Raw genomic sequence first — 22,406 nt, forward strand, 5'->3', positions numbered from 1 at the left:
AGCGTCAGATTTTTACGCGGCCGGCCCAGATGTCGCGGTACATCGTCCAGTCGCCCATGAAGGAATACAGCGGGCGCTTGAACGAGGCCGGCTTGTTCTTCTCGAAGCCGAAGTGCCCGACCCAGGCGAAGCCGTAGCCCGCCACCAGCCCGGCCAGCAGCCACCACGGATTGAGCGTGACGACGAGGGCCACGAGGCACAGCAGCGAGATCGTCGAGCCCGCGAAATGCAGCCGCCGGCAGGTGACGTTGGCGTGCTCGGTCAGATAGAAGGGATAGAACTCGGCAAAGCTTGTGAAGCGGCGCGGATCGACCGTGGCCGGCGTGTCGGGCGCGGTGGGGGTGGAGGTGTTCATCGTGGGTCTCCTGCGCCCCGCAGGGGCTTTGTTGATAATAGCCACGAGCCTGCGGACGCACCACCCGGGTTCGCCATCCCACCTTCACCGTGTCCACTTTGAGCGCTGTTCCCGCCGTCCCCGCCGCTTCTTCTTCCGATGCCAACGCGCCGTGGGTCGTCTGCCTGTGCGCCGAATGGTGCGGCACCTGCCGCGACTACCGGCCGCTGCTGGTCGAACTGGCAAAGGCGCACCCGCAGTTCCGCTTTGCCTGGGTCGACATCGAAGACCACGCCGAGATCGCCGACGCCTTCGACGTCGAGACCTTCCCGACCCTGCTGGTGGCAGGCGCCGACGGCACACGCTTTCTGGGTCCGCTGCTGCCGCACATCGAGACGCTGTCGCGCCTGCTGGGCGCGCTGCAGCCGCCGCAACCTTCCAGCCTCGACGTCGACCTGCTCCTGGCCGTGCTCGACAAAAAGCCCGCGGTCTTCGCGGTCTGACTGACCCCTTCGGAGCCTCCCTCCCATGAACATCCTGATCTTTGGCGCCACCGGCATGGTGGGGCAGGGCGTGCTGCGCGAGTGCCTGCTGGCGCCCGACGTGGAACGCGTGGTGGCCGTGGGGCGCAGTGCCACCGGGCAGCAGCATCCCAAGCTGCAGGACCTGGTGCACAAAGACATGTACGACTACCGCGCCATCGAGTCGCAGCTGACAGGCTTCGATGCCTGCTTCTTCTGCCTGGGCGTGTCGTCGGTGGGCATGAAGGAGCCCGAGTACAAGCGCATCACCTACGACCTGACGATGGCCGCGGCCACCGTGCTGGCGCGGCTCAATCCGGGCATGACCTTCACCTACGTGACGGGCGCCGGCACCGACAGCAGCGAGCGCGGCGAACGCATGTGGGCGCGCGTGAAGGGCGCGACCGAGAACGCGCTGATGCGCCTGCCGTTCCGTGCGTCCTACATGTTCCGGCCCGGGATGATCCAGCCGCTGCACGGCGTGCGCTCGAAGACGCCGCTGTACGACGCCGCGATCGTCGTGCTCAAGCCCGTGCTCGGGCTGGCCCACCGCTGGTGGCCCGACCGCGTGACCACCACCGAGAAACTAGGCCGCGCGATGCTCACGGTGGCGCGCCAGGGCGCGCGCAAGGTACTGCTCGACCCGGCGGACATCAACGCCCTGGGCAGCTGAACAGCAGCTGAAACACCGCCCTGCGTTCTTTCAGCCCGCGACGAAGTCGCGCAGCGCGAACAGCACCTCGTCCGGCGCCTCGCTCATCAGCGCGTGGCCGGCGTGCACCGTCACCACCTTGGGATTGCGCGCCTTGCTCACCAGCGCCTTGGTGGCGCGCGGTGGCGTCATCTGGTCGGCGTCGCCGAGCAGGAACAGCACGGGGCACTGCACCTTCTCGATCGCTACTTCGCCGTTCGCGTAGTCGTTGCAGGCCTTGAAGCCGATGTGGAACACGTTGGCCTCGCGGTTGCTCGCGAGCACGCGGCGCATCAGCGCGCGCGAGCTGCCGTACAGCCACGTGCCCGGGCCGAGCGAGGAGGGCGGCGGCGCCAGCAGCGAGTGCGAGAAGGTGTTGACCATCGCGATGGCGCGCTGTGGGTCGCTCACCGAGCTTTCGAGCAGCGCGGGCGACACCACCATCGGGTAGGCCGTGCCGACCATCGCGAGCTGCGTGATGCGCTCGGGCGCGCGCGCCGCGGTTTCGAGCGCGATCAGCGAGCCGAAGCTGTGGCCGATGAGCGCGGCCTTCTGCACCCCCGCCGCGTCGAGCAGTGCAATGACGAACTGCGCCGCGTCTTCCACGCTGGCCGGCGGCGCGCCGGCGCTCTTGCAGTGGCCCGGCAGGTCGACCGCCAGCACGTTCCAGCCGTGGTTGGCGAACCAGCGGCTTTGCAGAATCCACACGCTGTGGTCGTTGAGCACGCCGTGGATGAACACCACCGTGGGCTTGGCCGCATCGAAGGGCTTTCCGGCGGTGTAGCAGTAGGTGCTGTGGCCGTTGACGGTGTAGTGCATCTCAGGCACCCGCCTTTTCCGCGGCCTTCAGCGCGCGCTTGAGGTCGTCGATCAGGTCGGCCGGGTCTTCCAGGCCGATCGACAGGCGGATCGTGCCCTGCGAGATGCCCGCGCCCGCGAGCGCCTCGTCGGTCATGCGGAAGTGCGTGGTGCTGGCCGGGTGGATCACCAGGCTGCGGCAGTCGCCCACGTTGGCCAGGTGGCTGAACAGCTTGAGCGCCTCGATGAAGGCCTTGCCCTGTGCGCGGCTGCCCTTGATGTCGAAGCTGAACACCGCGCCCGCGCCGCGCGCGCCGTGGCGCAGCAGCTTTTTCGCGAGCGCATGGCTGGGGTGTGACTCGATCAGCGGGTGGCCCACACGGGACACGAACGGGTGCGTGGACAGGAACTCGACCACCTTCTGCGTGTTGTCGATGTGGCGCTCCATGCGCAGCGGCAGCGTCTCGATGCCCTGCAAGATGAGCCACGCCGTGTGCGGGCTCATCGAGGCGCCGAAGTCGCGCAGGCCTTCGCGGCGCGCGCGCAGCAGGAAGGCGCCGACGGTGCTTTCCTCGCTGAACACCATGTTGTGGAAGCCGTCGTAGGCCTGCGTGAGTTCGGCGAACTTGCCCGACTTCTCCCAGTCGAAGCTGCCGCCGTCGACCACCACGCCGCCGATCACGGTGCCGTGGCCCGACAGGAACTTGGTGGCCGAGTGATAGACCAGGTCGGCGCCCCAGTCGAAGGGCTTGATGAGGTAGGGCGAAGTGAGCGTGGAGTCGACCAGCAGCGGCACGCCGGCTTCGTGGGCGATGTCGCTCACGGCGGGAATGTCGAGCACGTCGAGGCCCGGGTTGCCCACGGTTTCGCCGAAGAAGAGCTTGGTCTCGGGGCGCACCGCGGCGCGCCAGCCGTCGAGGTCGCCGGGCTTCACGAAGGTGGTGTCGATGCCGAAGCGGCGCATCGTGTAGTGCAGCAGGTTCTGCGAACCGCCGTACAGCGCCGTGCTGGCGACGATGTGCGAGCCCGCGCCCATCAGCGTGGCCACCGACAGATGCAGCGCCGCCTGGCCGCTGGCCGTGGCGATGGCGCCGATGCCGCCTTCGAGCGCCGACACGCGCTGCTCCAGCACCGCGTTGGTCGGGTTGCTGATGCGCGAATACACGTGGCCCGCGCGCTCCAGGTTGAAGAGCGCGGCGGCGTGGTCGCTGGATTCGAAGACGAAGGAGGTCGTCAGGTGGATGGGAACGGCCCGCGCACCGGTGGTGGGGTCGGGGGCGGCGCCGGCGTGCAGCGCGAGGGTGTCGAAACCGGGGTCGGAATAACCGGGCATGAAGGCCTTTCTGTTGTCTCTTCGCAATGCCCCGTTACGCCTGCAATGCATGCACAGGCGACAGGGGCGTTCGGGTCGGCGTCGATTGTGGGCTATATTCAAATTGGCACGACGCCGAGAACGACGAATCCCCGAGAGGAGCACCACCATGAAAGTCAGCGACATTCTTCGCGTCAAGGGCAACACGCTCTTCACCATCACGCCCGACGACCCGCTGGCAGAAGCCGCCCAGACCATGGCGGACAAGGACATCGGTTCGCTGGTGGTCATGGAGCACGGCGACCTAGTCGGCATGCTCACGTTCCGTGAAGTGATCATGGCCGTCGTCAAAAACGGCGGCCAGGTCGGGACCACGCTGGTGCGCAAGGCCATGGACGACGCGCCGGTCACCTGCACGCTCGAAACCGATCTCGACGAAATCCGCCGCATCATGCTGGAGCGCCACGCGCGCTACATGCCCGTGATGGACAAGCGCATGCTCATGGGCGTGATCAGCTTCTACGACGTGGCCAAGGCCGTGGTCGACGCGCAGAACTTCGAGAACAAGATGCTCAAGGCGTACATCCGCGACTGGCCGGAAGACGAGAGCAACGAAAAGGCCGGCTGAGCCTTTTCAGCCAGCCATGGCCGACTGACCGCTACTCCTTGATGTTGGCAGTCTCGACGATTTTCTTGTTTCGTGCGTACTCCGACTGCACGAACTTCCCGAACGTCTCCGGCGTTCCGCTGCCCGGCAATGCGCCTTGCTCCGCCAGCTTGGCGCGTACGCCTTCCTCCTGCAGCACCGCATTCAATTCCTGGTTGAGCCGCGCCACCACGGCCGGCGGCGTCTTCGCGGGCGCGAAGATGCCGGTCCAGCTCACCATGTCGTAGCCCTTCAGGCCAGGCATCTCGTTGAAGGTCGGGACCTGCGACAGCGCCGGCAGACGCTGACTGCCGGTGATGCCCAAGGCCTTCAGGCGCTTGCCGTTCACATGTGGAATGGCGCTCGTGCTCACCAGCATCGCGAGGTCGACCTGGTCGCCGATCACGTCGGTGGCAATCTGCGCACCGCCGCGGTAAGGCACGTGCGTCACGAAGATGCCGCTGCGCTCCTTGAGCAGTTCCATTGCCAGTTGCAGCACGGTGCCCACGCCCGAGGTGGCGTAGTTGTAGTGGCCGGGCTGGGCCTTGGCGAGCTTCACGAAGTCGGCGTAACTGCGCACGTCCAGGCCGGGGCGCGCCACCAGCACCATCGGCGCGGTGTTGAGCAGGCCGACGGGCGCCAGATCTTTCAACGGATCGAAGCGGAAGGCCGAGGGGTTGACCAGCCGACCGATGGCGATGGCGCTGTCGGGGCCGACCACCAGCGTGTAGCCGTCGGGCGCCGCGTTCACGGCCTTGGCCACGCCGATGGCGCCGCCCGCGCCGCTCACGTTCTCGATCACGACCGATTGCTTGAGCCGCTCGCCCAGGCGCTGCGCCACGAGGCGGGCGTTGACGTCCACGCTGCCGCCGGCCGTGTAGGGCACGATCAGCGTGAGAGGCTTGGCAGCGGGCCAGGCCTGCTGGGCGAAGGCGCCCGTGGGCAGGGCGGCGCAGAGTGCGGCAGCGGCAAGGATCAGGCGGCGGTTCGTGGTCATGGCGGGGTTCATCCGGGGAAGGGGGTGGCGGAAGGCGTGGGCTCGGTGGGCAGGCGGGCGCGCAGCGCGTCGAAGGCGGCGCTCCATTCGGCGCGCCACTGGCGGCGCTGCGTGTCGTCGATCCACGCGCCGTCCAGGCCGTTGTGCATGAAGCCGCGCAGGTCGTCCAGGCCGAAGCCGAAGTCGCGCACCATCATCAGCCAGGCGCCCGTGGGCGTGACCTGGTGCAGCGTCGGGTCGTCGGTGTTGGGGTGGATGCGCAGGCCCAGGCCGGGCATGCGGCGGATGGGGTGGTCAATAGCCCAACGTTCGGGCGGCAGCGTGCGCAGGTAGTACGAGTTGGTCGGCACGACCGTGAAGATCACGCCGCGGTCTGCACATTCGCGCGCGAAGTCGGGCTGGTCGACCACCGTGTAGCCGTGGTCGATGCGGTCGACCTGCAACAGCTCGACCGCGGTGCGCACATTGGTCCAGGGCATGCCGAACTCGCCGGCGTGCGCGGTGGTCTTGAGGCCGGCCTTCTTCGCATCGGCATACGCACGGGCGAACAGCTCGGGTGGCCGGTCGTTCTCGCGGTAGTCGATGCCGATGCCGATCACTTCGTCGCAGCGGTGGGCCTTGACCCACTCGACCATCTCCACGGCCGCCTCCGCGCTGGCCTCGCGGTCGATGGCGGCAATGAGCCGTCCGGTGATGCCGAACTCTTGCTGTGCATCCTGGATCGCGCGGACGATGGCGCCCTGCGCGAGCGGGTACGCAATGCCCGAGCCGTGCACCGTGCCGGTCGGGTTCCAGAAGAACTCGGCGTAGCGCACCTGGTGCGAGGCCGCGTCCTGCAGGTATTCGCGCGTGAGCTGGTACAGGTCGCCGGCGCTGCGCACCAGCTGGGCGTCGAGCGCGCGCAGCACGCGCAGCACGCCCACGGGCTTTTCGCCGCGCGTGTAGAAGCCGTCGATTTCCGCGTCGGCCAGCGGCGCGCCGGCGCGCTGGTTGAGCTGGCGGAAGGTCTCGTGGCGCACGGTGCCGAAGAGGTGGCAGTGCAGCTCCACCTTGGGAATCTCGCGCAGCATCGCTTCGAGCGCGAAAGGAGCGGAGGCGGGCGTGGGCGCGGCAAGGGTCATGCGGCGCAGTCTAGGCAGTGCGTGCTCATAAGGAAAATTTTGAATTTCTATAATTTGATTCATTGAATCGATAACCAGGACGTCCATGGTCGCCTTGCCCCTGCGTGCGCTCACGCTGCGCCAGCTGCAGTGTTTCTCGGTGCTGGTCGAGGAAGGGCACTTCGGACGCGCGGCGCGCCGGCTCGCCATCACGCAGCCCGCGCTGAGCAACGCGATCAAGCAGATGGAAAAGCTGCTCGGCGCCGAGCTGCTGACCCGCTCCACCCACCGGCTCGAACTCACACCCGTCGGCGCCGAGGTGCTGGCGCGCACCGATTTCCTGGTCCACACCTTCGAGGTGGCGCTGCGCGACATCGAAAGCACGGTGCAGCGCGGCCAGGCTTATGTGCGTGTGGGCGTGATCCCCTCGGCCAGCGCGCGCGTCGCGGCGGCGGCGGCCGACTTCCTGCAGCAGCGCGGCGAGGTCGAACTGGCCTGGCGCGACGCGCCCTCCACGGTGCTGCTGGCCGAGCTGCGCAGCGGCCAGCTCGACATGGCCGTGGCCGCGATCACCGAGCCGCCCGGCGGGCTGGAATGCATCGACCTGTTCCGCGACCCGCTGGTGCTGGTGGTGCGGCGCGACCACGCGCTGGCGGCGGCCGGCGAGGCGCGCTGGGAGGCCATCGGCAGCGAACGCCTCGTGCTGTTCGAAAGCGGCAGCATGCCGGCGCTGGGCGACCCGGCGCGCGCGCAGTTCGCGCAAGGCGCGCAGCCGTACCGCGTGAGCTATTCCGAAACGCTCTATGCGCTGGTGCGCAGCGGGCAGGCGCTGGGGCTGATGCCGCGGCTGTACACCTCGTCGCTGCGCGACCCCGAGCTGGCCGTGGTGCCGTTGTCGGCGCCGCGCATCGAGCGGCGCGTGGTGCTGGCCTACCTGCCGGGGCCGATGCGCAATGTGGCGGCGCAGGAGCTCATCGGGTTCCTGCGCGAGCGGTTGCCGCAGGCTTAGGCGACTTCCAACATCGCCATGCGCGTTTCGCTACTGAAACGCTCCAGCGTCCAGCCTTCGCCGAGCATGAACATGCGCGTGTGCAGCTGCGACAGCGTGTCGCCATCCACTTCGTCGCCGAGATAACTCAAGCGCTTCTCGCGCAGGTCGACAAAGCCCGTCGTGTAGTCACGCCCCAGGCGCAGCCACAGCGCATGCGCGCCCGGCGACTGGCGCGCGCCGCTCATCAGGCACATGCCACTGCCGAGTGCCCAGCGGTACACGGCCGTGGCCAGCCCGCGCCGCTGGTAGGCGGGGTCGTACTGCGAATGCGGCGCACGGATGTGGCGGTCGGCGCGGCGGTCGAGTTCGATGAGGCGGTTGAACACGGTGTAGCCGACCAGCCGCTGGTGGCGCACATCCTCGATGTACACATAGGTCTCGCCGTCGGCCTCGCGAAAGCGCGCGCGCAGGTCGGGGTCGTCCAGACGCAGTGCGGGCAGGTCCTGCACGCGGTCGCCCATGGCGCGCATGCGCTCGTACACGGGCGTCAGCGGCTCGCTCGGACGACCCTTCTTCGGGTCGACGTCGATGCGCAGTTCGGCCGGCCGCAGGAAGCGGCAGCGCAGCGCGTCGAACGACAGCCATGCGGGCCAGGGCGGCAGGGCAGGCGAAGGCGAAAAAGGAACGAAAGGGGAGCAGGCAAGAGCCACCACGGGGAAATCCTCACGACGAAACACGACGACGAAGCGGGCGAGGCTCTTCCGCGCGGCATGGGGCCGGAGGCGGGAAGAAGGTCGGACGCTGGGGAAGTGGTGCGTTGCCCGGGCCGATCGATCAAGCGATCAGGGCCAGGGCGCGCGACCGCGCGGGGCAGGTGCCCGACGGTCGATGTGCGCTGAAGAAAAAAGGAGGCTGACCGCCGGGCTCAGGGATGTGCGAGGGTCTGCTGCGACCTCGCCGTCATTGCGGCGGGCGCGCGCACGCGCGCATCGCCCGGGGCCGCGGAGGCCGCCGTGCGATCGAAACCGGCAATGAAAACCATGACGTTCATAGGGTCGATTGTAGAAAGCCGGGGGCGTTCGGGCAACCAAAGCCCCCGCGGTCTCTGCCAGATTGGCCCTAGTGCAGTTCGTCGGCCGCGTGGATCGTTTCGCGCACGCGCGGGTAGATCTGCGTGTTCCATTTGCTGCCGCTGAACACGCCGTAGTGCCCCACACCGGCCTGCAGGTGGTGCGTCTTGAGGTACGGGCGGATGCCGCTGCACAGGTCTTGCGCGGCCACGGTCTGGCCGACCGCGCAGATGTCGTCGCGCTCGCCTTCCACCGTGAGCAGTGCGGTGCGCCGGATCGCCGCGGGGTTCACGGTGCGCCCGGCCACGGTGAGCACGCCGCGCGGCAGGTCGTAGGTCTGGAACACGCGCTCGACGGTCTCCAGGTAGAACTCGGCCGGCAGGTCGTTCACCGCCAGGTACTCGTCGTAGAAGTCGGCGATGGTGCGGGCCTTGTCGAGCTCGCCCTCGACGAGCAGGCGCTCCATGTCCTCGAACTGCTTCTTGTGGCGCTCGGGGTTCATGCTCATGAAGGCCGTGAGTTGCAGGAAGCCAGGGTACACGCGCCGCATCGCGCCCGCATGCGGCCACGGCACATGGCTGATGAGGTTGCGGCGGAACCACTCGATGGGCTTGCTGGTTGCGAGCACGTTCACGCCGGTCGGGTTGATGCGGCAATCGACCGGCCCCGCCATCAGCGTGAGGCTGCGCGGCGTGGCCGGGTGGTCGTCTTCGGCCATGAGCGCGGTCGCGGCCAGTGCGGCCACGCAGGGCTGGCACACGGCCACCATGTGCGCGCCCGGGCCCATCGCCTCGAGGAAGCGCATCAGCTGCAGCGTGTAGTCGTCGAGCCCGAAGCCGCCCTGCCACAGCGGCACGTCGCGCGCGTTGTGCCAGTCGGTCAGGTACACGTCGTGGTCGCGCAGCAGGGTGCGCACGGTTTCGCGCAGCAAGGTCGCGAAATGGCCCGACAGTGGTGCGACCAGCAGCACGCGCGGGTGCACCGCATCGGTGTGCGCCTTGCGAAAGTGCAGCAAGGTGCCGAAAGGCGAGACCAGCGCGACCTCTTCGTGCACGGGCACGTCGGTGCCGTCGACCATGACCGAGTCAATGCCGTAGTCGGGCCGCGTGTGGGTGAGCCGCATGCGCGAGAAGACCTCGCAGCGTGCGGCCATGCGCCGCAGCGCGGTGCGCTCGGTGTCGTTCTGCCAGAGTGCGCGGCCCAGGTACTGCGCGGTGAGTCGCCATGGCGAGAGCAGGTCGGCCTGGTTCTGGTAAGCGCGGTACAGCATGCAGGGGGTGCAGGCAAGTTGCGGGCCAACAAACATTGCATCTCATGGCACGGCGCTTGCACACACTTGGCATCGTCCAAGGAGTGTCGCGATGGCCAAACCCGTTCTCACGATCAGCAGCAAGAACTACGGCGCGTGGTCGCTGCGCGGCTGGCTGATGTGCAGGCTCGCGGGGCTGGACTTCAGCGAGAAGGTCATCCCGCCCGACGACCCGGCCATGAAGGCCGAGATGCTGCTGCTGTCGTCGTCGATGCTGGTGCCCTCGCTGCAGCACGGCGGCATCAAGGTGTGGGACACGCTGGCCATCGGCGAGTACCTGAACGAGATCAAGCCGAAGGCCGGCCTGTTGCCCGCCGACGCCGCGGCGCGCGCGCACTGCCGCGCCATCTGCGGCGAGATGCACTCGGGCTTTGCCTCGATGCGCGGCGCATTGCCGATGAACATCAAGGCCCGCTTCAAGAACTTCAAGGTGTGGTCGCGCGCGCAGGGCGACATCGACCGCATCGTCGCCATCTGGCGCGAGTGCCTCAAGGCCTACGGCGGTCCCTACCTGTTCGGCAAGCAGCCCGGCATGGCCGACGCGATGTACGCACCCGTGGTCACGCGCTTCCTGAGCTACGACGTGGCACTCGACAGCACCTGCGCCGCCTACTGCAAGCGCGTGATGGAACTTCCCGCCATGAAGGAATGGGTGGCCGCCGCGCTGCAGGAGCCCGACGAGATCGACGAGCTCGAGGCCGAGTTCTGACGCTTGTTCTTCAGGGGCTCGCGGGCGGCAGGCCGAGGCCGTCTTGCCGCAGCCGTCGCTCGATGCTTTGCGCGGCCTGCTGCAGCTCGCCCAGGTGCGCCGTCACGATCTCGCGCTCGCTCTTCACCGTCGGCAGCCACGCGCAACTGAGGCAACCCACCACCTGATCGCCCAGCCGCACCGGCACCGACACCGCGCCGAAGCGGTCGGGCGAATCGAGGCTGGTGGACGTGGGGTCGCGCGCGGCGTAGCCCTGGTCGCGTGCGTGCGCCACCATGCGGCGGATGCTGTCGGGGCGCCGCGCGCCGCGGTCGAAATCGTTCGGTGAACGCGCCAGTGCGGCGAGGATTTCTCGGCGCTCGTCTTCGGGGCAGAAGGCGAGGTAGCAACGCCCGAGCGACGACAACAGCATCGGCGGGCGAAAGCCCAGTGCCCGGTAGTTCACCGCGAGCCCGTTGCGCGGCCGGTCGGTGTCGAGGATCAGCATGGCCGTGCCGTCGCGCACGCCGAGGTCGATCGGCCACGGCACCAGCCGCTGCAGCGTGGCGCGCGGCGACGCCGCCAGGGCCGTGAGCCGCGTGCGCCACGCCGCTGCGGTGCCCGACTGGCCGGTGGCCGAGGTGGGAACGTAGCGCTTCTCCAGCTCGTTGCGCTCGACCCATCCGGCCTGCTGCAGCGTCTTCAAGATGCGCAGCAGCGTGGCCTTCGAGAGGCCTGTCTGCCGGTGCAGCTCCTGCAGCGTGACGGCCGACGATCGCTGGATCGCCAGCATCACGTCGAGCCCGCGGCGCAGTGCGTCGATCGACTTGACGCTCTGCGCGCCGGTGGTGTCTGACATGCCGCCTCCGAAGAAAAAAGGTTCACTCAGTGAAACTATATCTTCTGGCAGCGCGGCGGCATTCCTACAGTCCGATGACACCCAACGTCGTCCCACCGAGAAGGAAAACAACATCATGTTTCACCAAAGAAACGCGGTCCGTGCCGCTGCAGGAGCCATTCTTTTGCTGTGTGCCGCCACGGCGTCCCTGGCGCAAGCGTGGCCGACGAAGCCGATCACCATCGTCGTCGCCTACCCGGCCGGCGGCGACACCGACGCCATCGCGCGCGCCTACGCCGAGAAGCTCGCACAGCGCGTCGGCCAGCCGGTGCTCATCGACAACCGCCCCGGCGCGAGCGGCATGATCGGCAACGCCTGGGTCGCGAAGGCGCCGGCCGACGGCTACACGCTGCTCTTCACGCCCAGCACCTTTCCCATTGCGCAGCACGTGCTGAAGGCCGGCCCCGGCGTGGCGCACGACGTGGTGAAAGACTTCACCCCCATCGTCAAGACCGGCAACATCCCGGTGCTGATGGTCACGGCGCCCACGAGCGGCATCCAGAACGTGGCGCAGCTCGTGGCCGGCGCCAAGGCCGGCAAGGCCTTCACCTACGGCACGCCGGGCGCGGGCTCGCCGATGCACATCGCGGGCGAGCTCTTCAACAAGGACGCCGGCATTGCCGTTGCGCATGCGCCGTACCGCGGCGTGGCGCCGGTGGTCAACGACACGCTGGGCGGTCACGTGAGCGTAGGCTGGATCACGCCGGGCGCGGTGGCGGCCCACATCACCGCCGGCAAGCTCGTGCCGTTGGCCGTGGCCGAGCGCCAGCGCACGAAGCTCATGCCCCACGTGCCCACCTTCCTGGAATTGGGCTACCGCGACATGGACGTGAGCGCCTGGATGGGCCTGCTTGGGCCGAAGGCCTTGCCAGCCGAGGTCGTGCAGACGCTCAACCGCCACTTCAACGAGATCCTGAAGATGCCCGACGTGCAGGCCCGCATGGCTGCGCTCGGCATCGAGCCCGTGGGCGGCGCGCCGGCCGTGCTGGCACAGCAGATCAGCGACGACGACCAGCGCTTCGGCAAGCTGGTGCGCGAGTTCGGCATCCGCGCCGATTGACGACAAGCAGACACCCAAGGAGACGATGCATGTTGAGCGAAGAAAAGAACCGCCTGCTGACCGAAGTCGGTCCGGGCAAGCCCATGGGCGACTACCTGCGCCGCTACTGGCACCCGATCGCCGGCGCCAGCGAGTTCGACGACAAGGCCGTGAAGCCGCTGCGCATCCTCGGCGAGGACCTGGTGCTCTACAAGGATCTGAGCGGCAACTACGGCCTGGTCGATCGGCGCTGCCCGCACCGCAACGCCGACATGTCGTACGGCTACGTCGAGAAGTGCGGCCTGCGCTGCAGCTACCACGGCTGGCAGTACGACACGAGCGGCCAGTGCATCCACCAGCCCTTTGAAGAAACGCTGGACCCCGATGCGCGCATGCGCAAGAACACGAAGATCAAGGCCTACCCGGTGCAGGAAAAGGCCGGCCTGCTGTGGGTCTACATGGGCCCGCAGCCTGCGCCGCTGCTGCCCGACTGGGAACTCTTCAACTGCAAGAACGGCTTCGCGCAGGCCGTGTTCGCCGAGATTCCCTGCAACTGGTTCCAGTGCCAGGAGAACTCCATCGACCCCGTGCATTTCGAATGGACGCACAACAACTGGACCACGCGCCTGCAGGGCGACGAAGGCCCCTACGTGCCCACGCACCTGAAGCTGGCCTTCGAAGAGTTCGAGCACGGCTTCGTCTACAAGCGCCTGCGCGGCGGCGAGCGCGAAGACAACGTCATGTGGACCACCGGCCGCGTCACGCTGTGGCCCAACGGCTTCTTCCTCGGCCACCACTTCGAATGGCGCGTGCCGATCGATGACCACCACACGCTGAGCGTGCTGTGGGTGCTCAGCCGCGTGCCCACCGAACAGGAACCGTACGTGCAGGAGCGCATTCCCTCGTGGTACGGCCCCATCAAAGATTCGGTCACGGGCCGCTGGATCACCAGCCATGTCGCCAACCAGGACTTCGTCGTGTGGGTGGGGCAGGGCACCGTGACCGACCGCACGCGCGAGAAGCTAGGTCAGAGCGACAAGGGCATCGTGATGATGCGGCGGCGCTTTTTTGAAGAACTCGAGTCGATGCAGTCCGACCCGTCGCACGAGCCCAAGGGCCTCATCCGCGACCCCGAGAAGAACCACGACGTGAGCCTGCCGTCGGCCTGCCGCGACGAGATGCTGCACGGCCTGCCGCGCGAGGAACTGGCGGCGCATCCGCTGCTGGGGCCGTACCTGAAGGACTTCTTCGGTCAGGCCGGGCAGCCCGACGATGTGCGCGCGGCGTATGAGCAGGCCATCGGGCAGAAGGTCGAAGGGGCGCAGTTCTTCAAGGTGCACGGCGGCGCGTCGGACGCCGAGGTGGAAACGCAAGAGGCTGCGAGTTAGTTAATGCACGCCGCGATCCGGGTCTTTGCGCCGGGGCTCGCCTCGACGCCAACAGCGTGTGAACATCCCGTGTCGGGAGCACACGCCGTGAAGTTTCGTGATCGCGCACAGGCCGGCCGCCAGCTCGCTGCGTTGCTGCAGCGGCGTGGCGGATTTCCGGACGCCGTGGTGCTGGCGCTGCCGCGCGGCGGCGTGCCGGTGGCCTTCGAGGTGGCCCGCGCGCTGCGGCTGCCGCTCGACGTGCTGGTGGTTCGCAAGCTGGGCCTGCCGGAACAACCCGAGTACGCCTTCGGCGCGCTCGCGGGCGATGGCGTGCCCGAGATCGACGAGCACCTGGTGCGCACGCTGGACCTGCGCCCGTCGGAGATCGATGCCGTCGTCCGCGCCGAACGCGCGGAGCTGGCGCGCCGCACGCAGGTCTACCGCGGTGATCGTCCGGCGTGCGATGTGCAAGGCCGCACGGTGCTCGTGATCGACGACGGGCTTGCCACCGGTGCCACGATGCGCGCGGCCGTTCGCGGGCTGCGCCGGCAGGGCGCCGGCACCATCGTCGCCGCCGTGCCCGTGGGCTCGCCCGAGGCCTGCGAGGTCTTGCAGCGCGAAGCCGACGATGTGTTGTGCGTGCGCTGCCCCACGGTGTTTCGCGCGGTTGGCGCCTGGTACGGCGATTTCTCGCAGACGACGGATGACGAGGTGTGCGCGCTGCTGGCGCAGGCGCGCGACGAAGCGCTCTAGCGCCGGAACATCCGCAGATCGAGCGCGCTCTCTTCGCCCAGCCACATCGCATGCGTCGTGTGGTCCGCGAAGTCGTCGCCGGTCACGCCGTGCACGAACACATCGAGGCCGTTGCGGTTGGCGTCGAGCCAGCCGATGACCTCGTCGAACTCGGCGGCGTCGAAGGCCAGCTGGCAGCTCCAGTGGGGGTGCGGGCCGACGAGGCGTTCGTGCACGCGGCCGACCACCACCATCAGCTCGTGGCCCGCCCGCTCGCAGAGGGCGCGCGCCTGCGCCACCGTATCGGGTGCGAAGTAGATGTGGGCGTGGTACTGGGCGTAGAGGTTTTCGGGGCGGCGCGGCATGGTGGGCTCATTGTGAACCGAGGCGGAAACGTCCGCTGTAGCGGAACACGTCGCCGAACCAGCGGTGGCGCAGCAGCATCTTCATGGTGAAGTGATCGGGGTCGGTGGGGTCGGGCCGCTCCTCGACATAGGCGGTGCCGAGCAAGAGGCCCAGCGGCAGCGGAATGCGCAGCCCCGCGATGCGCCAAATGTAGCCCCTGTCGCGGAACACCACCGCGCCATCTTCCGCGCTCACCGCCAGGCGCATGCCGATGCCGAAGCGCACGTACTCGATCACCTCGTTGCCTTGGCTCGCGTCGTGTTCCATGTGCGAACGGAAATGGAAGGGCGGCCTGCCCGGGAAGTGGAAGACGCGGTCCCAGTAGAGGTGGGCGTCGTCGGGGTGGCAGCGGTAGTGCACCTCGATCGGCACGTGGGTGCCCTGGTGCGGCACCAGCGCGCCGAACAACCGGCCGAAGGGCATCAGCAGCGCAGCCCACGGGGCGTGCCAGACCTCGCGCATCGTGCCGCGCACGCACACGTAGTCGTCAGAGAACGGCGCCATCGTGTAGTGGCGGCGGATGACGTCGCCGAGCTGGTTCCATGCGGGGCCGAGCGCCTGCTGGAAGACGGGGGGCGCGCTCATCCTGCCACCGCCAGAGTGGCTTCGCTGCGCGCCTTGTAGAAGCGCAGGATGTTCTCGGAAGCGTCGCCAAGCAGGAACTGCATGACCGGGTCCGCATACCAGTTGAAGCGCGTGCTCAGCCGCCACGACACCGCGACGCGCAGCTCGGTGCCACCGTCGCGCGGGGTCAGGGTGTAGGTGGCGTCGCGCAGGTCGAAGTACTGGCCGCCAATCATCACGTGGTCGTCGAGCGCGCCGGCGGGGAAGGAGTCGGGCGTGAAGCGGAAGCGCCACTTCAGCAGGCGGTTGGGTTGCCACTCGGTGACGACCTCGTCGAAGTGCACGTTCTTCTGCCACTGCACCTGGCGCACGCGGCCCTCGGGCGTGTCGACGGTCACGCCCGACACCGGCATCGGCACGCCGACGCGGTAGGCCCACGCGTCGCCGACTTCGCTGGGGCGGATGTCGCGCGCGGCGTTGAGCTCGTGCCACACGCGCTCGGCCGGCGCTGCAATGAAGAGCGTGCGCGAGGTGTTCGAGAACTGGTCCGGGTTGGGCCATTGCGGCTCGATGCCGCCGAGCAGCAGCGGCACCAGGGCAAAGCTGTAGAGCGCGGGCTTCGGCCAGTTGGTGATGCGGCACACGATGCCCATGGCCAGCCCGCCGACACTGCCCATCACCGCGAACAGCGGCACGATGAAGGCGGCGCAGATGATGCCCTCGATGAACACCATCAGCGTGCCGCCGACGAACAGCGCAGTGGCCACCCACGGCGCCCAGAGGTAGTAGCCCCAGCTGCGCCGCTCGATGCGCTCGGCCATGTACACGGTGACCGCGCCGCATGCCGCGGGCGCGAGATAGACAAAGGAGCCCAACATGGCCGAGAAGGGCTCGCCGGGGCCGCCGCCGAAGACGATGCGCAGCACGAACGCGACCGCCGCGCCGGCGAACATCGGCCAGAACCAGCCGAAGGGCATGCCGCGCACGGGCTTGGCGGCCGGCACTTCGTTGTTGGGGGCCAGGTCGGCGCGCCTGCTTTCTTCGGGATCGGTGCGCATGGAAATCTCTTCTCCTCTTCTTTCTGGCGGGGGCTCAGTCGGCGCGGCGCCGGGCCGTCACCATGGCGTAGTCGAAGTCGCGCCAGAACATGCCCAGCGCGAGCGCGCAGTAGCTGGCCACGATGTGCTTGCGCCGCCAGGGGCTGAGCTTGCCGCGCGCCTTCCAGAGTTCGGCCAGCGTGAAGCGCGTGGCCAGCACCGGGATGTGCAGCGCGCTCGGTGCCACGCGCCAGCGCAGCGACGTCACTTCGATGTCGTCGAAGCCGTGCGTGCGCAGCGCGGCGACGAAGTCTTCGCGCACGGCCAGCGTGGGCACGGCCCAGCTGTCGGCCCACAGGCGGTGCAGCCAGCCCGCGAGGCGGCCCGGCTGGCGGCGCAGCAGGAAGCCGTCGACCACCACCAGCCGCGCGCCGGGCTTGAGCAGCCGCGCGGCTTCGCGCACGAAGTTGGCCTTGGCGGTGCCTTCTGCATAGCAGGCACTTTCGAGTGCCCAGGCGCCATCGGCCTGGGCGGCGGGCAGGCCGGTGCGCGTGTAGTCGGCCTCGACGTGCGCAACGCGGTCGGCCACGCCGGCCCGGGCGTCGAGCCGCGCGGCGATGCCGTTCTGCACCGGCACGTTGGTCACGGTGACCGCATGCAGCGCAGGGTCGTCGTCGACCAGCGTGCGCGAGGTGGCGCCGGCGCCGCAGCCGAGGTCGAGCACGCAGCGCGGGCCGGTGGTGGCGGTGTCGAGCTGCAGTGCGCGACCGACGGTGCGGTTCATCTCGATCAGCATGCCTTCGCGCCGCAGCGGGTTCAGGCCCAGGCGCCAGAAGCCGAAGTGCATGTTGTAGCTCGGGCTCCAGGCGCGGTAGTCGTCGGCGACCTCGGTGAAATAGTCCTGCGTGTCCTCGCGGCTCACGTGGCCTTCGACCGCGGGCGGCGTGGGCCGCGCGGTGCCGGGCAGGCGGAAGTCGGGCTGGAAGACGTCGGGCATCGAAACTCCTTCAGGCGATGTGAGTTTTTTCAGAGCTTGCAGTGGTCGTCGGCGCAGGTGGTTGGCGCGATCGCACCGTGCCCCGCGAGCCGCAGCACCAGCCAGCGCGGCAGCCGGTAGCGGTTGCGGGCCAGCACCGCGTAGGCGCGGTCGGCCAGCCGGCCGATCACCGGCAGATCGAGCACCGCGCCACCGGCCGGCAGGCCCACCGCGGCGCGGCAGGCGCGGATGGCGTTCACGCCCACGCGCAGTTGGCCAGCCGCATCGACCGCGTGCAGTGAACGCATCAGCGCCTCGCGCGGCGCCGGGCCGTTCGCGAAGCCGACGGGCGAGCAGTCGATCAGGCGCAGCCGGCCAGCGCTGTCGCGCGCCTGCATGGCGCCCATCTCGGCCGTGCACAGCGGGCAGGTGGCGTCGAAATAAACCGTGAGCGGGTAGGTGGCGGGAGCGAAGCGGGTCATGACGTTCTTGGTTCTCGATATTTCAGTCAAAACAGAAATAAGAAGGCAAAAAAAAGGACGCTGCCTTTCTCAGATCATCGGCAGGCTGGCGTGGTGCGCGTCGGGGTCGTCGCCCTTGTCGGGGGGCGGTGGCGGTGCGGTGTCGCCGCGCACGAACTTCTGCACGCTGGCGCCGAGCGTGAGCACCTTGTCGAGCGTGCCGGGCGACAGCCGCAGCATCTCGTCGGCCCAGGTGGCGAGCTTGGTCATGAGGTCCATGGTGGAGCGGATGCGGTCTTGCGCATCGGGCGGCTCCTTCTGGAAATCGGGGCTGGAAACGATCTCGCGCAGCACGCGGATGGTGGGGTCGAACTCGCGCTCCTTGCGCTCGCGCACCACGGTGCGGAACAGTTCCCACACGTCGACGCTGGTCTCGAAGTAGTCGCGCCGGTCGCCCAGCGTGTGGGTGACGCGCACGAGGTTCCAGGCCTGCAACTCCTTCAGGCTGTTGCTGACGTTGGAGCGGGCCACGCCCAGCGTTTCCGACAGCTCTTCGGCGTGCATCGGCTTGCCATGGGCGAACAGCAGGGCGTGGATCTGCGAGACCGTGCGGTTCACGCCCCACATGGAGCCCATCTCGCCCCAGTGCAGGACGAACTTGCGTTGAATGTCGGTGAGTTCCATGGCGTCGAGTTTAGGAATTCCTAAATTTCTGTCAAGACAGAAACAAAAAAATACTGCACGGCAGGATTAAAAGTGAAATACTGTATGAATAAACAGTTGTTCGACTTGTTTCCTGCCTCCTTCCAAGGACTCGCCATGCCCGCCGCCCAGGTTCCCATCCACATCATCAAGGGCCGTGGCGCGGCCACGCGGCTCGCGCACCGGTTCTCCAAAGACGAGCGCGACGCCTTCGACGACGGCTGGGGCACGCTGGAAGAGGGCGAAGCCGAGGCCGCCGAACTGCTGCCGCTGGCCACCGAGGTGCGCTTCGAAGACGTGAAGTCGGTGCTCAGCAGCAACGAGTCGCCCGACATTCCTTTCGACCGTTCGCTCAACCCGTACCGCGGCTGCGAGCACGGCTGCATCTACTGCTTTGCGCGGCCCACGCACAGCTACCTGAACCTCTCGCCCGGCCTCGACTTCGAGACCAAGCTCATCGCCAAGCGCAACCTCGTCGAGGTGCTGCGCGCCGAACTCGGGCGCAAGAGCTACCGCCCCAGCAACCTCGCCATCGGCACCGCGACCGACTGCTACCAGCCCATCGAGCGCGAGCTGCGCCTCACGCGCGGCGTGATCGAGCTGCTGAGCGAGGTGCGGCATCCGTTCGCGCTCATCACCAAGTCGAGCGCCGTGGAGCGCGACCTCGACCTGATCGCGCCGATGGCGGCCGACCGGCTCGCGGCTGTGTACGTCACGATCACAACGCTCGACGGCGAACTGGCGCGCAAGCTCGAGCCGCGCGCCGCCGCACCGCACCGGCGGCTGCGCACCATCCGCACCCTGGCCGAGGCCGGCGTGCCGGTGGGCGTGAGCGTGGCGCCGCAGATTCCGTTCATCACCGAAGACATGGAGCAGGTGCTCGAAGCCGCCTGGGAGGCCGGCGCGCGCAGCGCCTTCTACACCGTGGTGCGGCTGCCGTGGGAGGTGGCGCCGCTCTTCAAGGAATGGCTCGAGCTGCACTACCCGCAGCGCGCCGAGCGTGTGATGGCGCGCATCCACGAGATGCGCGGCGGCAAGGACTACGACGCCGACTTCGCCACGCGCATGAAGGGCAGCGGCCTGTGGGCCGACCTGATCCACCAGCGCTTCCAGAAGGCGACGAACCGGCTGGGCTTCAACCGCGAGCGGATTGCGCTCGATACCTCGGCCTTCCGGCCGCCAGGCGCGCAAGGGCAGGGCAATCTGTTCTGAGCCCGGACGCCGCTTACTCGATGACTTCGGGCCAGTCCGTATGGAAGAACTGGCCTTCAGGCTTGTCGACCCGCTCGTACGTGTGCGCCCCGAAGAAGTCGCGCTGCGCCTGCAGCAGGTTCGCGCTCAGGCGTGCCGTGCGGTAGCTGTCGTAGTAGGCCAGCGAGGCGCTGAAGGCCGGCACCGGAATGCCGTTGCTGACCGCCAGCGCCACCACCTCGCGCCAGTTCTGCTGCGTGCGGTTCAGCAGGTCCTGAAAGAACGGGTCGAGCATCAGGTTGCCCAGCGCCGGGTCGGTGCGGAAGGCGTCGGTGATGCGATTCAAAAAGCGCGCGCGGATGATGCAGCCGCCGCGCCAGATCGACGCGATGCCCGCCAGGTCGAGCTTCCAGCCTTTCTTCTCGCCCATCGTCTGGATGAGGTCGAAGCCCTGCGTGTAGCTGATGACCTTCGAGGCATAGAGCGCGTCGTGCACCTTGGCCACGAGGGCCTGCTTCTCGATCGACAGCGCGGGCACCGGCCCGTGCAGCAGCTGGCTGGCCGCGACGCGTGCCTTCTTCTGCGACGACAGCACGCGCGCCTCGACCGCGGCGTTGATGGTGCTGATGACCACCGCGTTCTCGGCCGCGTTCAGCAGCGTCCACTGGCCCGTGCCTTTCTGGCCGGCCTTGTCCAGGATGAGGTCGACCACCGGCTGGCCGGTTTCCGGGTCTTTCTGTTCGAGCGCCTTGGCGGTGATCTGGATCAGGTAGCTCTGCAGCTCGCCCTCGTTCCACTCGTTGAAGATCGCGGCCATCTCGTCGGTCGTGAAGCCGGCGGCCTTGAACAGGCTGTAGGCCTCGCAGATCAGCTGCATGTCGCCGTACTCGATGCCGTTGTGCACCATCTTCACGTAGTGGCCCGCGCCGCCCGGGCCGATGTGAATGACGCAGGGCTCGCCGTCCACCTTGGCCGCGATGCTCTCGAAGATCGGCTTCATCACCTCCCAGGTCGAGAGCGGCCCGCCGGGCATGATCGACGGCCCCTTGCGCGCGCCTTCCTCGCCGCCCGACACGCCCGCGCCGATGAAGCGCAGGCCCTTGCTCGCGAGGTAGGCGTCGCGGCGCTCGGTGTCGGTGTACAGGCTGTTGCCGCCGTCGATGACGATGTCGTCCTTGTCGAGCAGTGGGATCAGCTGTTCGATCACCTGGTCGACCGGCGCACCGGCCTTCACCATGATCTGGATCTTGCGGGGCTTGGCCAGGCTTTGAACGAATTCTTCGAGCGTCTTGGCGCCGACCAGCTTCTTGCCGGGGTTGGCGGCAATGAAGGCCTCGGTGGTGGCCTCGGTGCGGTTGTAGACGCTGACCTGGAAGCCGCGGCTTTCCACGTTCAGCACCAGGTTCTGTCCCATCACGGCCAGGCCGATCAATCCGAAATCGCTTTGCTTGCTCATGTGTGCCGGGCCCTTCGTGCGTGTGCGGTTGGAAAAAAGTAGCCGGTCATTGTGCCGGGCACCTGTGCGGCGCGGCGTCGGAGGGCGTCTATACCCGCTTGGCAAACGGGTCGGGGCTGGCTATGTTGGCGGGATGACCTCCGCCGCCATGTCCGCAACCCCCGCAGCGATCCACACCTGGTCGACCGACGCGGTGCCGCCGCCGCAGCGGCTGGACTACTGGATCGGCGCGATCTGCGAGGGCTTTCTCGAGATGGATGTGACCAGCCCGCAGGCCGGCGGCTTCGGCGCCTCGCTCGAATCCGCACCGCTTGGGCCACTGCATGTGAACCGCGTGCGCGGCAGCGCGCAAGACGTCTACCGCACGCGCCGCGCCATCGCCCACAGCCGCCAGAACTACTACTACCTGCTGTGCAAGGCCGATTCGCCCTGGGTCGCGGTGCAGGAGGAGCGCTCGGCGCGCCTGCTGCCCGGCGACGCGGTGCTGGTCGATTCGCGCCGCTGCTACGCCTTCCACCTGCAGCAGTCGGCTGACACCGTGTCGATCGAGCTGCCGACCGCCTGGGTCGAGTCGTGGCTGCCCGATGCCGGAGACCACGTGGCGCGCCGCATCGACGGCCACAGCGGCTGGGGCGCGGCGCTCAGCGGCTTTGCCCGGGCACTCTCGCCCGAAGTGGCCACGCGGCCGCCGCTGCCGGCGGCGCTGCTGGCCGACCAGCTCGGCGGCCTGCTGGCCCTGGCGCTCGGTCCCGGCGTGGCGGTGCCCGACGCGTGTGGCCGCGCGGCCTTGCGCCAGCGCGTGCTCGACGCCACGCGCGAGCGCCATGCCGAGGCGGGCCTCACGGCCGCGGCCGTGGCGCAGGGGCTCGGCATTTCGGAGCGCAGCCTGCACCGCTGCCTCGCGCAAGCGGGCGAGGGCGCGACGACGTTCGCCAACGCGCTGGCCGCCTGCCGCATGCAGGTGGCGCAGCGCATGCTGGCCGATGCGCGCTTCGACCGCCTGAGCGTGGCGCAGATCGGGCTGCGCGTCGGCTTGGCTGATGCCTCGCACTTCGTGCGCCTGTGCCGCCGCCATCTGGGCGGCACGCCGGGCGCGCTGCGGCAGTCGCGCGGCTGAA

The 22,406-nt window shown here is 68.4% G+C and carries 26 protein-coding genes; 10 read left to right on the top strand and 16 right to left on the bottom strand.

The features are described from left to right. Positions 1 to 4: 4 nt before the first annotated feature. The gene (locus CY658_RS21130; RefSeq protein WP_101492060.1) at positions 5 to 355 is read right to left on the bottom strand and encodes an Mpo1-like protein; all 351 of its coding nucleotides are present in this window, start codon (positions 353 to 355) and stop codon (positions 5 to 7) included. A 98-nt stretch (positions 356 to 453) separates the two neighbouring features. On the opposite strand from CY658_RS21130, the gene CY658_RS21135 reads away from it, so the two are divergent. Continuing rightward, complete coding sequence (locus tag CY658_RS21135) at positions 454 to 837, top strand: thioredoxin family protein (protein WP_101492397.1); 384 nt, start codon at positions 454 to 456, stop codon at positions 835 to 837. Between the two features lie 25 nt (positions 838 to 862). Next, a complete protein-coding gene (locus tag CY658_RS21140) occupies positions 863 to 1,528 on the top strand; it encodes an NAD-dependent epimerase/dehydratase family protein (protein ID WP_101492061.1) in 666 nt (221 codons plus the stop codon). Between the two features lie 30 nt (positions 1,529 to 1,558). On the opposite strand, the gene CY658_RS21145 is transcribed toward CY658_RS21140, so the two are convergent. After that, positions 1,559 to 2,365, bottom strand: coding sequence for an alpha/beta fold hydrolase (locus CY658_RS21145; RefSeq protein ID WP_101492062.1), 807 nt, complete (start codon positions 2,363 to 2,365; stop codon positions 1,559 to 1,561). A 1-nt stretch (position 2,366) separates the two neighbouring features. Further along, the gene (locus tag CY658_RS21150; RefSeq protein WP_101492063.1) at positions 2,367 to 3,677 is read right to left on the bottom strand and encodes an O-acetylhomoserine aminocarboxypropyltransferase; all 1,311 of its coding nucleotides are present in this window, start codon (positions 3,675 to 3,677) and stop codon (positions 2,367 to 2,369) included. A gap of 148 nt (positions 3,678 to 3,825) precedes the next feature. Here CY658_RS21150 and CY658_RS21155 point away from each other — a divergent pair, with 148 nt between their 5' ends. Then, positions 3,826 to 4,284, top strand: a complete 459-nt coding sequence (locus tag CY658_RS21155) for a CBS domain-containing protein (RefSeq protein WP_099796075.1) — start codon at positions 3,826 to 3,828, stop codon at positions 4,282 to 4,284. Positions 4,285 to 4,315: 31 nt separating this feature from the next. On the opposite strand, the gene CY658_RS21160 is transcribed toward CY658_RS21155, so the two are convergent. Both CY658_RS21160 and CY658_RS21165 read right to left on the bottom strand, forming a co-directional pair. After that, positions 4,316 to 5,299: a Bug family tripartite tricarboxylate transporter substrate binding protein gene (locus CY658_RS21160; RefSeq protein ID WP_101492064.1), complete on the bottom strand. Its 984-nt coding sequence runs from the start codon at positions 5,297 to 5,299 to the stop codon at positions 4,316 to 4,318. A gap of 8 nt (positions 5,300 to 5,307) precedes the next feature. Then, entirely contained in the window at positions 5,308 to 6,420 is a 1,113-nt protein-coding gene (locus CY658_RS21165; protein ID WP_257884954.1) for an adenosine deaminase family protein, read from the bottom strand. 85 nt (positions 6,421 to 6,505) lie between these two features. On the opposite strand from CY658_RS21165, the gene CY658_RS21170 reads away from it, so the two are divergent. After that, a complete protein-coding gene (locus CY658_RS21170; protein ID WP_101492066.1) occupies positions 6,506 to 7,408 on the top strand; it encodes a LysR family transcriptional regulator in 903 nt (300 codons plus the stop codon). On the opposite strand, the gene CY658_RS21175 is transcribed toward CY658_RS21170, so the two are convergent. The 3 genes from CY658_RS21175 to CY658_RS21180 all read right to left on the bottom strand — a co-directional run bounded on the left by CY658_RS21175 (position 7,405) and on the right by CY658_RS21180 (position 9,730). Beyond that, positions 7,405 to 8,103: a GNAT family N-acetyltransferase gene (locus CY658_RS21175; protein ID WP_257884955.1), complete on the bottom strand. Its 699-nt coding sequence runs from the start codon at positions 8,101 to 8,103 to the stop codon at positions 7,405 to 7,407. The two genes, CY658_RS21170 and CY658_RS21175, sit on opposite strands and share 4 nt — an antisense overlap. A gap of 212 nt (positions 8,104 to 8,315) precedes the next feature. Beyond that, on the bottom strand, positions 8,316 to 8,441 hold the full coding sequence (locus tag CY658_RS33065) for a hypothetical protein (protein WP_257884956.1): 126 nt from the start codon (positions 8,439 to 8,441) through the stop codon (positions 8,316 to 8,318). A gap of 68 nt (positions 8,442 to 8,509) precedes the next feature. Next, positions 8,510 to 9,730 (bottom strand): polyhydroxyalkanoate depolymerase, encoded by a 1,221-nt coding sequence (locus CY658_RS21180; protein ID WP_101492067.1) that lies wholly within the window; start codon positions 9,728 to 9,730, stop codon positions 8,510 to 8,512. Between the two features lie 91 nt (positions 9,731 to 9,821). Here CY658_RS21180 and CY658_RS21185 point away from each other — a divergent pair, with 91 nt between their 5' ends. Then, positions 9,822 to 10,478, top strand: a complete 657-nt coding sequence (locus tag CY658_RS21185) for a glutathione S-transferase family protein (protein ID WP_101492068.1) — start codon at positions 9,822 to 9,824, stop codon at positions 10,476 to 10,478. 10 nt (positions 10,479 to 10,488) lie between these two features. Here the strand turns inward: CY658_RS21185 and CY658_RS21190 are convergent, their stop codons facing one another. Then, positions 10,489 to 11,316 carry a helix-turn-helix domain-containing protein gene (locus tag CY658_RS21190; RefSeq protein WP_101492069.1) on the bottom strand — a complete coding sequence of 276 codons (828 nt, stop codon included), beginning with the start codon at positions 11,314 to 11,316 and terminating at the stop codon, positions 10,489 to 10,491. A 115-nt stretch (positions 11,317 to 11,431) separates the two neighbouring features. On the opposite strand from CY658_RS21190, the gene CY658_RS21195 reads away from it, so the two are divergent. From CY658_RS21195 to CY658_RS21205, 3 genes are all read left to right on the top strand, one after another. Then, the gene (locus CY658_RS21195; protein WP_101492070.1) at positions 11,432 to 12,415 is read left to right on the top strand and encodes a Bug family tripartite tricarboxylate transporter substrate binding protein; all 984 of its coding nucleotides are present in this window, start codon (positions 11,432 to 11,434) and stop codon (positions 12,413 to 12,415) included. A gap of 29 nt (positions 12,416 to 12,444) precedes the next feature. Next, entirely contained in the window at positions 12,445 to 13,782 is a 1,338-nt protein-coding gene (locus CY658_RS21200; protein WP_101492071.1) for an aromatic ring-hydroxylating dioxygenase subunit alpha, read from the top strand. A gap of 87 nt (positions 13,783 to 13,869) precedes the next feature. Continuing rightward, a complete protein-coding gene (locus CY658_RS21205) occupies positions 13,870 to 14,517 on the top strand; it encodes a phosphoribosyltransferase (protein WP_257884957.1) in 648 nt (215 codons plus the stop codon). On the opposite strand, the gene CY658_RS21210 is transcribed toward CY658_RS21205, so the two are convergent. The 6 genes from CY658_RS21210 to CY658_RS21235 form a co-directional block, all read right to left on the bottom strand. Continuing rightward, on the bottom strand, positions 14,514 to 14,861 hold the full coding sequence (locus tag CY658_RS21210) for a DOPA 4,5-dioxygenase family protein (RefSeq protein ID WP_101492073.1): 348 nt from the start codon (positions 14,859 to 14,861) through the stop codon (positions 14,514 to 14,516). The two genes, CY658_RS21205 and CY658_RS21210, sit on opposite strands and share 4 nt — an antisense overlap. 7 nt (positions 14,862 to 14,868) lie before the next feature. Then, positions 14,869 to 15,486: a DUF4166 domain-containing protein gene (locus CY658_RS21215; protein WP_101492074.1), complete on the bottom strand. Its 618-nt coding sequence runs from the start codon at positions 15,484 to 15,486 to the stop codon at positions 14,869 to 14,871. Then, complete coding sequence (locus tag CY658_RS21220; protein ID WP_101492075.1) at positions 15,483 to 16,523, bottom strand: polyketide cyclase; 1,041 nt, start codon at positions 16,521 to 16,523, stop codon at positions 15,483 to 15,485. The genes CY658_RS21215 and CY658_RS21220 overlap by 4 nt, the downstream gene beginning before the upstream one ends. A 34-nt stretch (positions 16,524 to 16,557) precedes the next feature. Further along, positions 16,558 to 17,499 (bottom strand): SAM-dependent methyltransferase, encoded by a 942-nt coding sequence (locus CY658_RS21225; protein ID WP_101492076.1) that lies wholly within the window; start codon positions 17,497 to 17,499, stop codon positions 16,558 to 16,560. A gap of 29 nt (positions 17,500 to 17,528) precedes the next feature. Continuing rightward, positions 17,529 to 17,960 carry a thiol-disulfide oxidoreductase DCC family protein gene (locus tag CY658_RS21230; protein WP_101492077.1) on the bottom strand — a complete coding sequence of 144 codons (432 nt, stop codon included), beginning with the start codon at positions 17,958 to 17,960 and terminating at the stop codon, positions 17,529 to 17,531. Between the two features lie 69 nt (positions 17,961 to 18,029). Beyond that, entirely contained in the window at positions 18,030 to 18,623 is a 594-nt protein-coding gene (locus tag CY658_RS21235) for a GbsR/MarR family transcriptional regulator (RefSeq protein WP_101492078.1), read from the bottom strand. A 135-nt stretch (positions 18,624 to 18,758) separates the two neighbouring features. On the opposite strand from CY658_RS21235, the gene CY658_RS21240 reads away from it, so the two are divergent. Further along, the gene (locus CY658_RS21240) at positions 18,759 to 19,853 is read left to right on the top strand and encodes a PA0069 family radical SAM protein (RefSeq protein WP_101492079.1); all 1,095 of its coding nucleotides are present in this window, start codon (positions 18,759 to 18,761) and stop codon (positions 19,851 to 19,853) included. 13 nt (positions 19,854 to 19,866) lie between these two features. Here the strand turns inward: CY658_RS21240 and gnd are convergent, their stop codons facing one another. Continuing rightward, on the bottom strand, positions 19,867 to 21,288 hold the full coding sequence (gene gnd / locus CY658_RS21245; RefSeq protein ID WP_101492080.1) for a decarboxylating NADP(+)-dependent phosphogluconate dehydrogenase: 1,422 nt from the start codon (positions 21,286 to 21,288) through the stop codon (positions 19,867 to 19,869). A 148-nt stretch (positions 21,289 to 21,436) separates the two neighbouring features. On the opposite strand from gnd, the gene CY658_RS21250 reads away from it, so the two are divergent. Then, the gene (locus tag CY658_RS21250) at positions 21,437 to 22,405 is read left to right on the top strand and encodes a helix-turn-helix domain-containing protein (protein ID WP_101492081.1); all 969 of its coding nucleotides are present in this window, start codon (positions 21,437 to 21,439) and stop codon (positions 22,403 to 22,405) included. The last annotated feature ends 1 nt before the right edge of the window (position 22,406 follow it).

The sequence above is a fragment of the Variovorax sp. RO1 genome (genome assembly GCF_002849325.1).
Lineage (GTDB): Bacteria > Pseudomonadota > Gammaproteobacteria > Burkholderiales > Burkholderiaceae_C > Variovorax.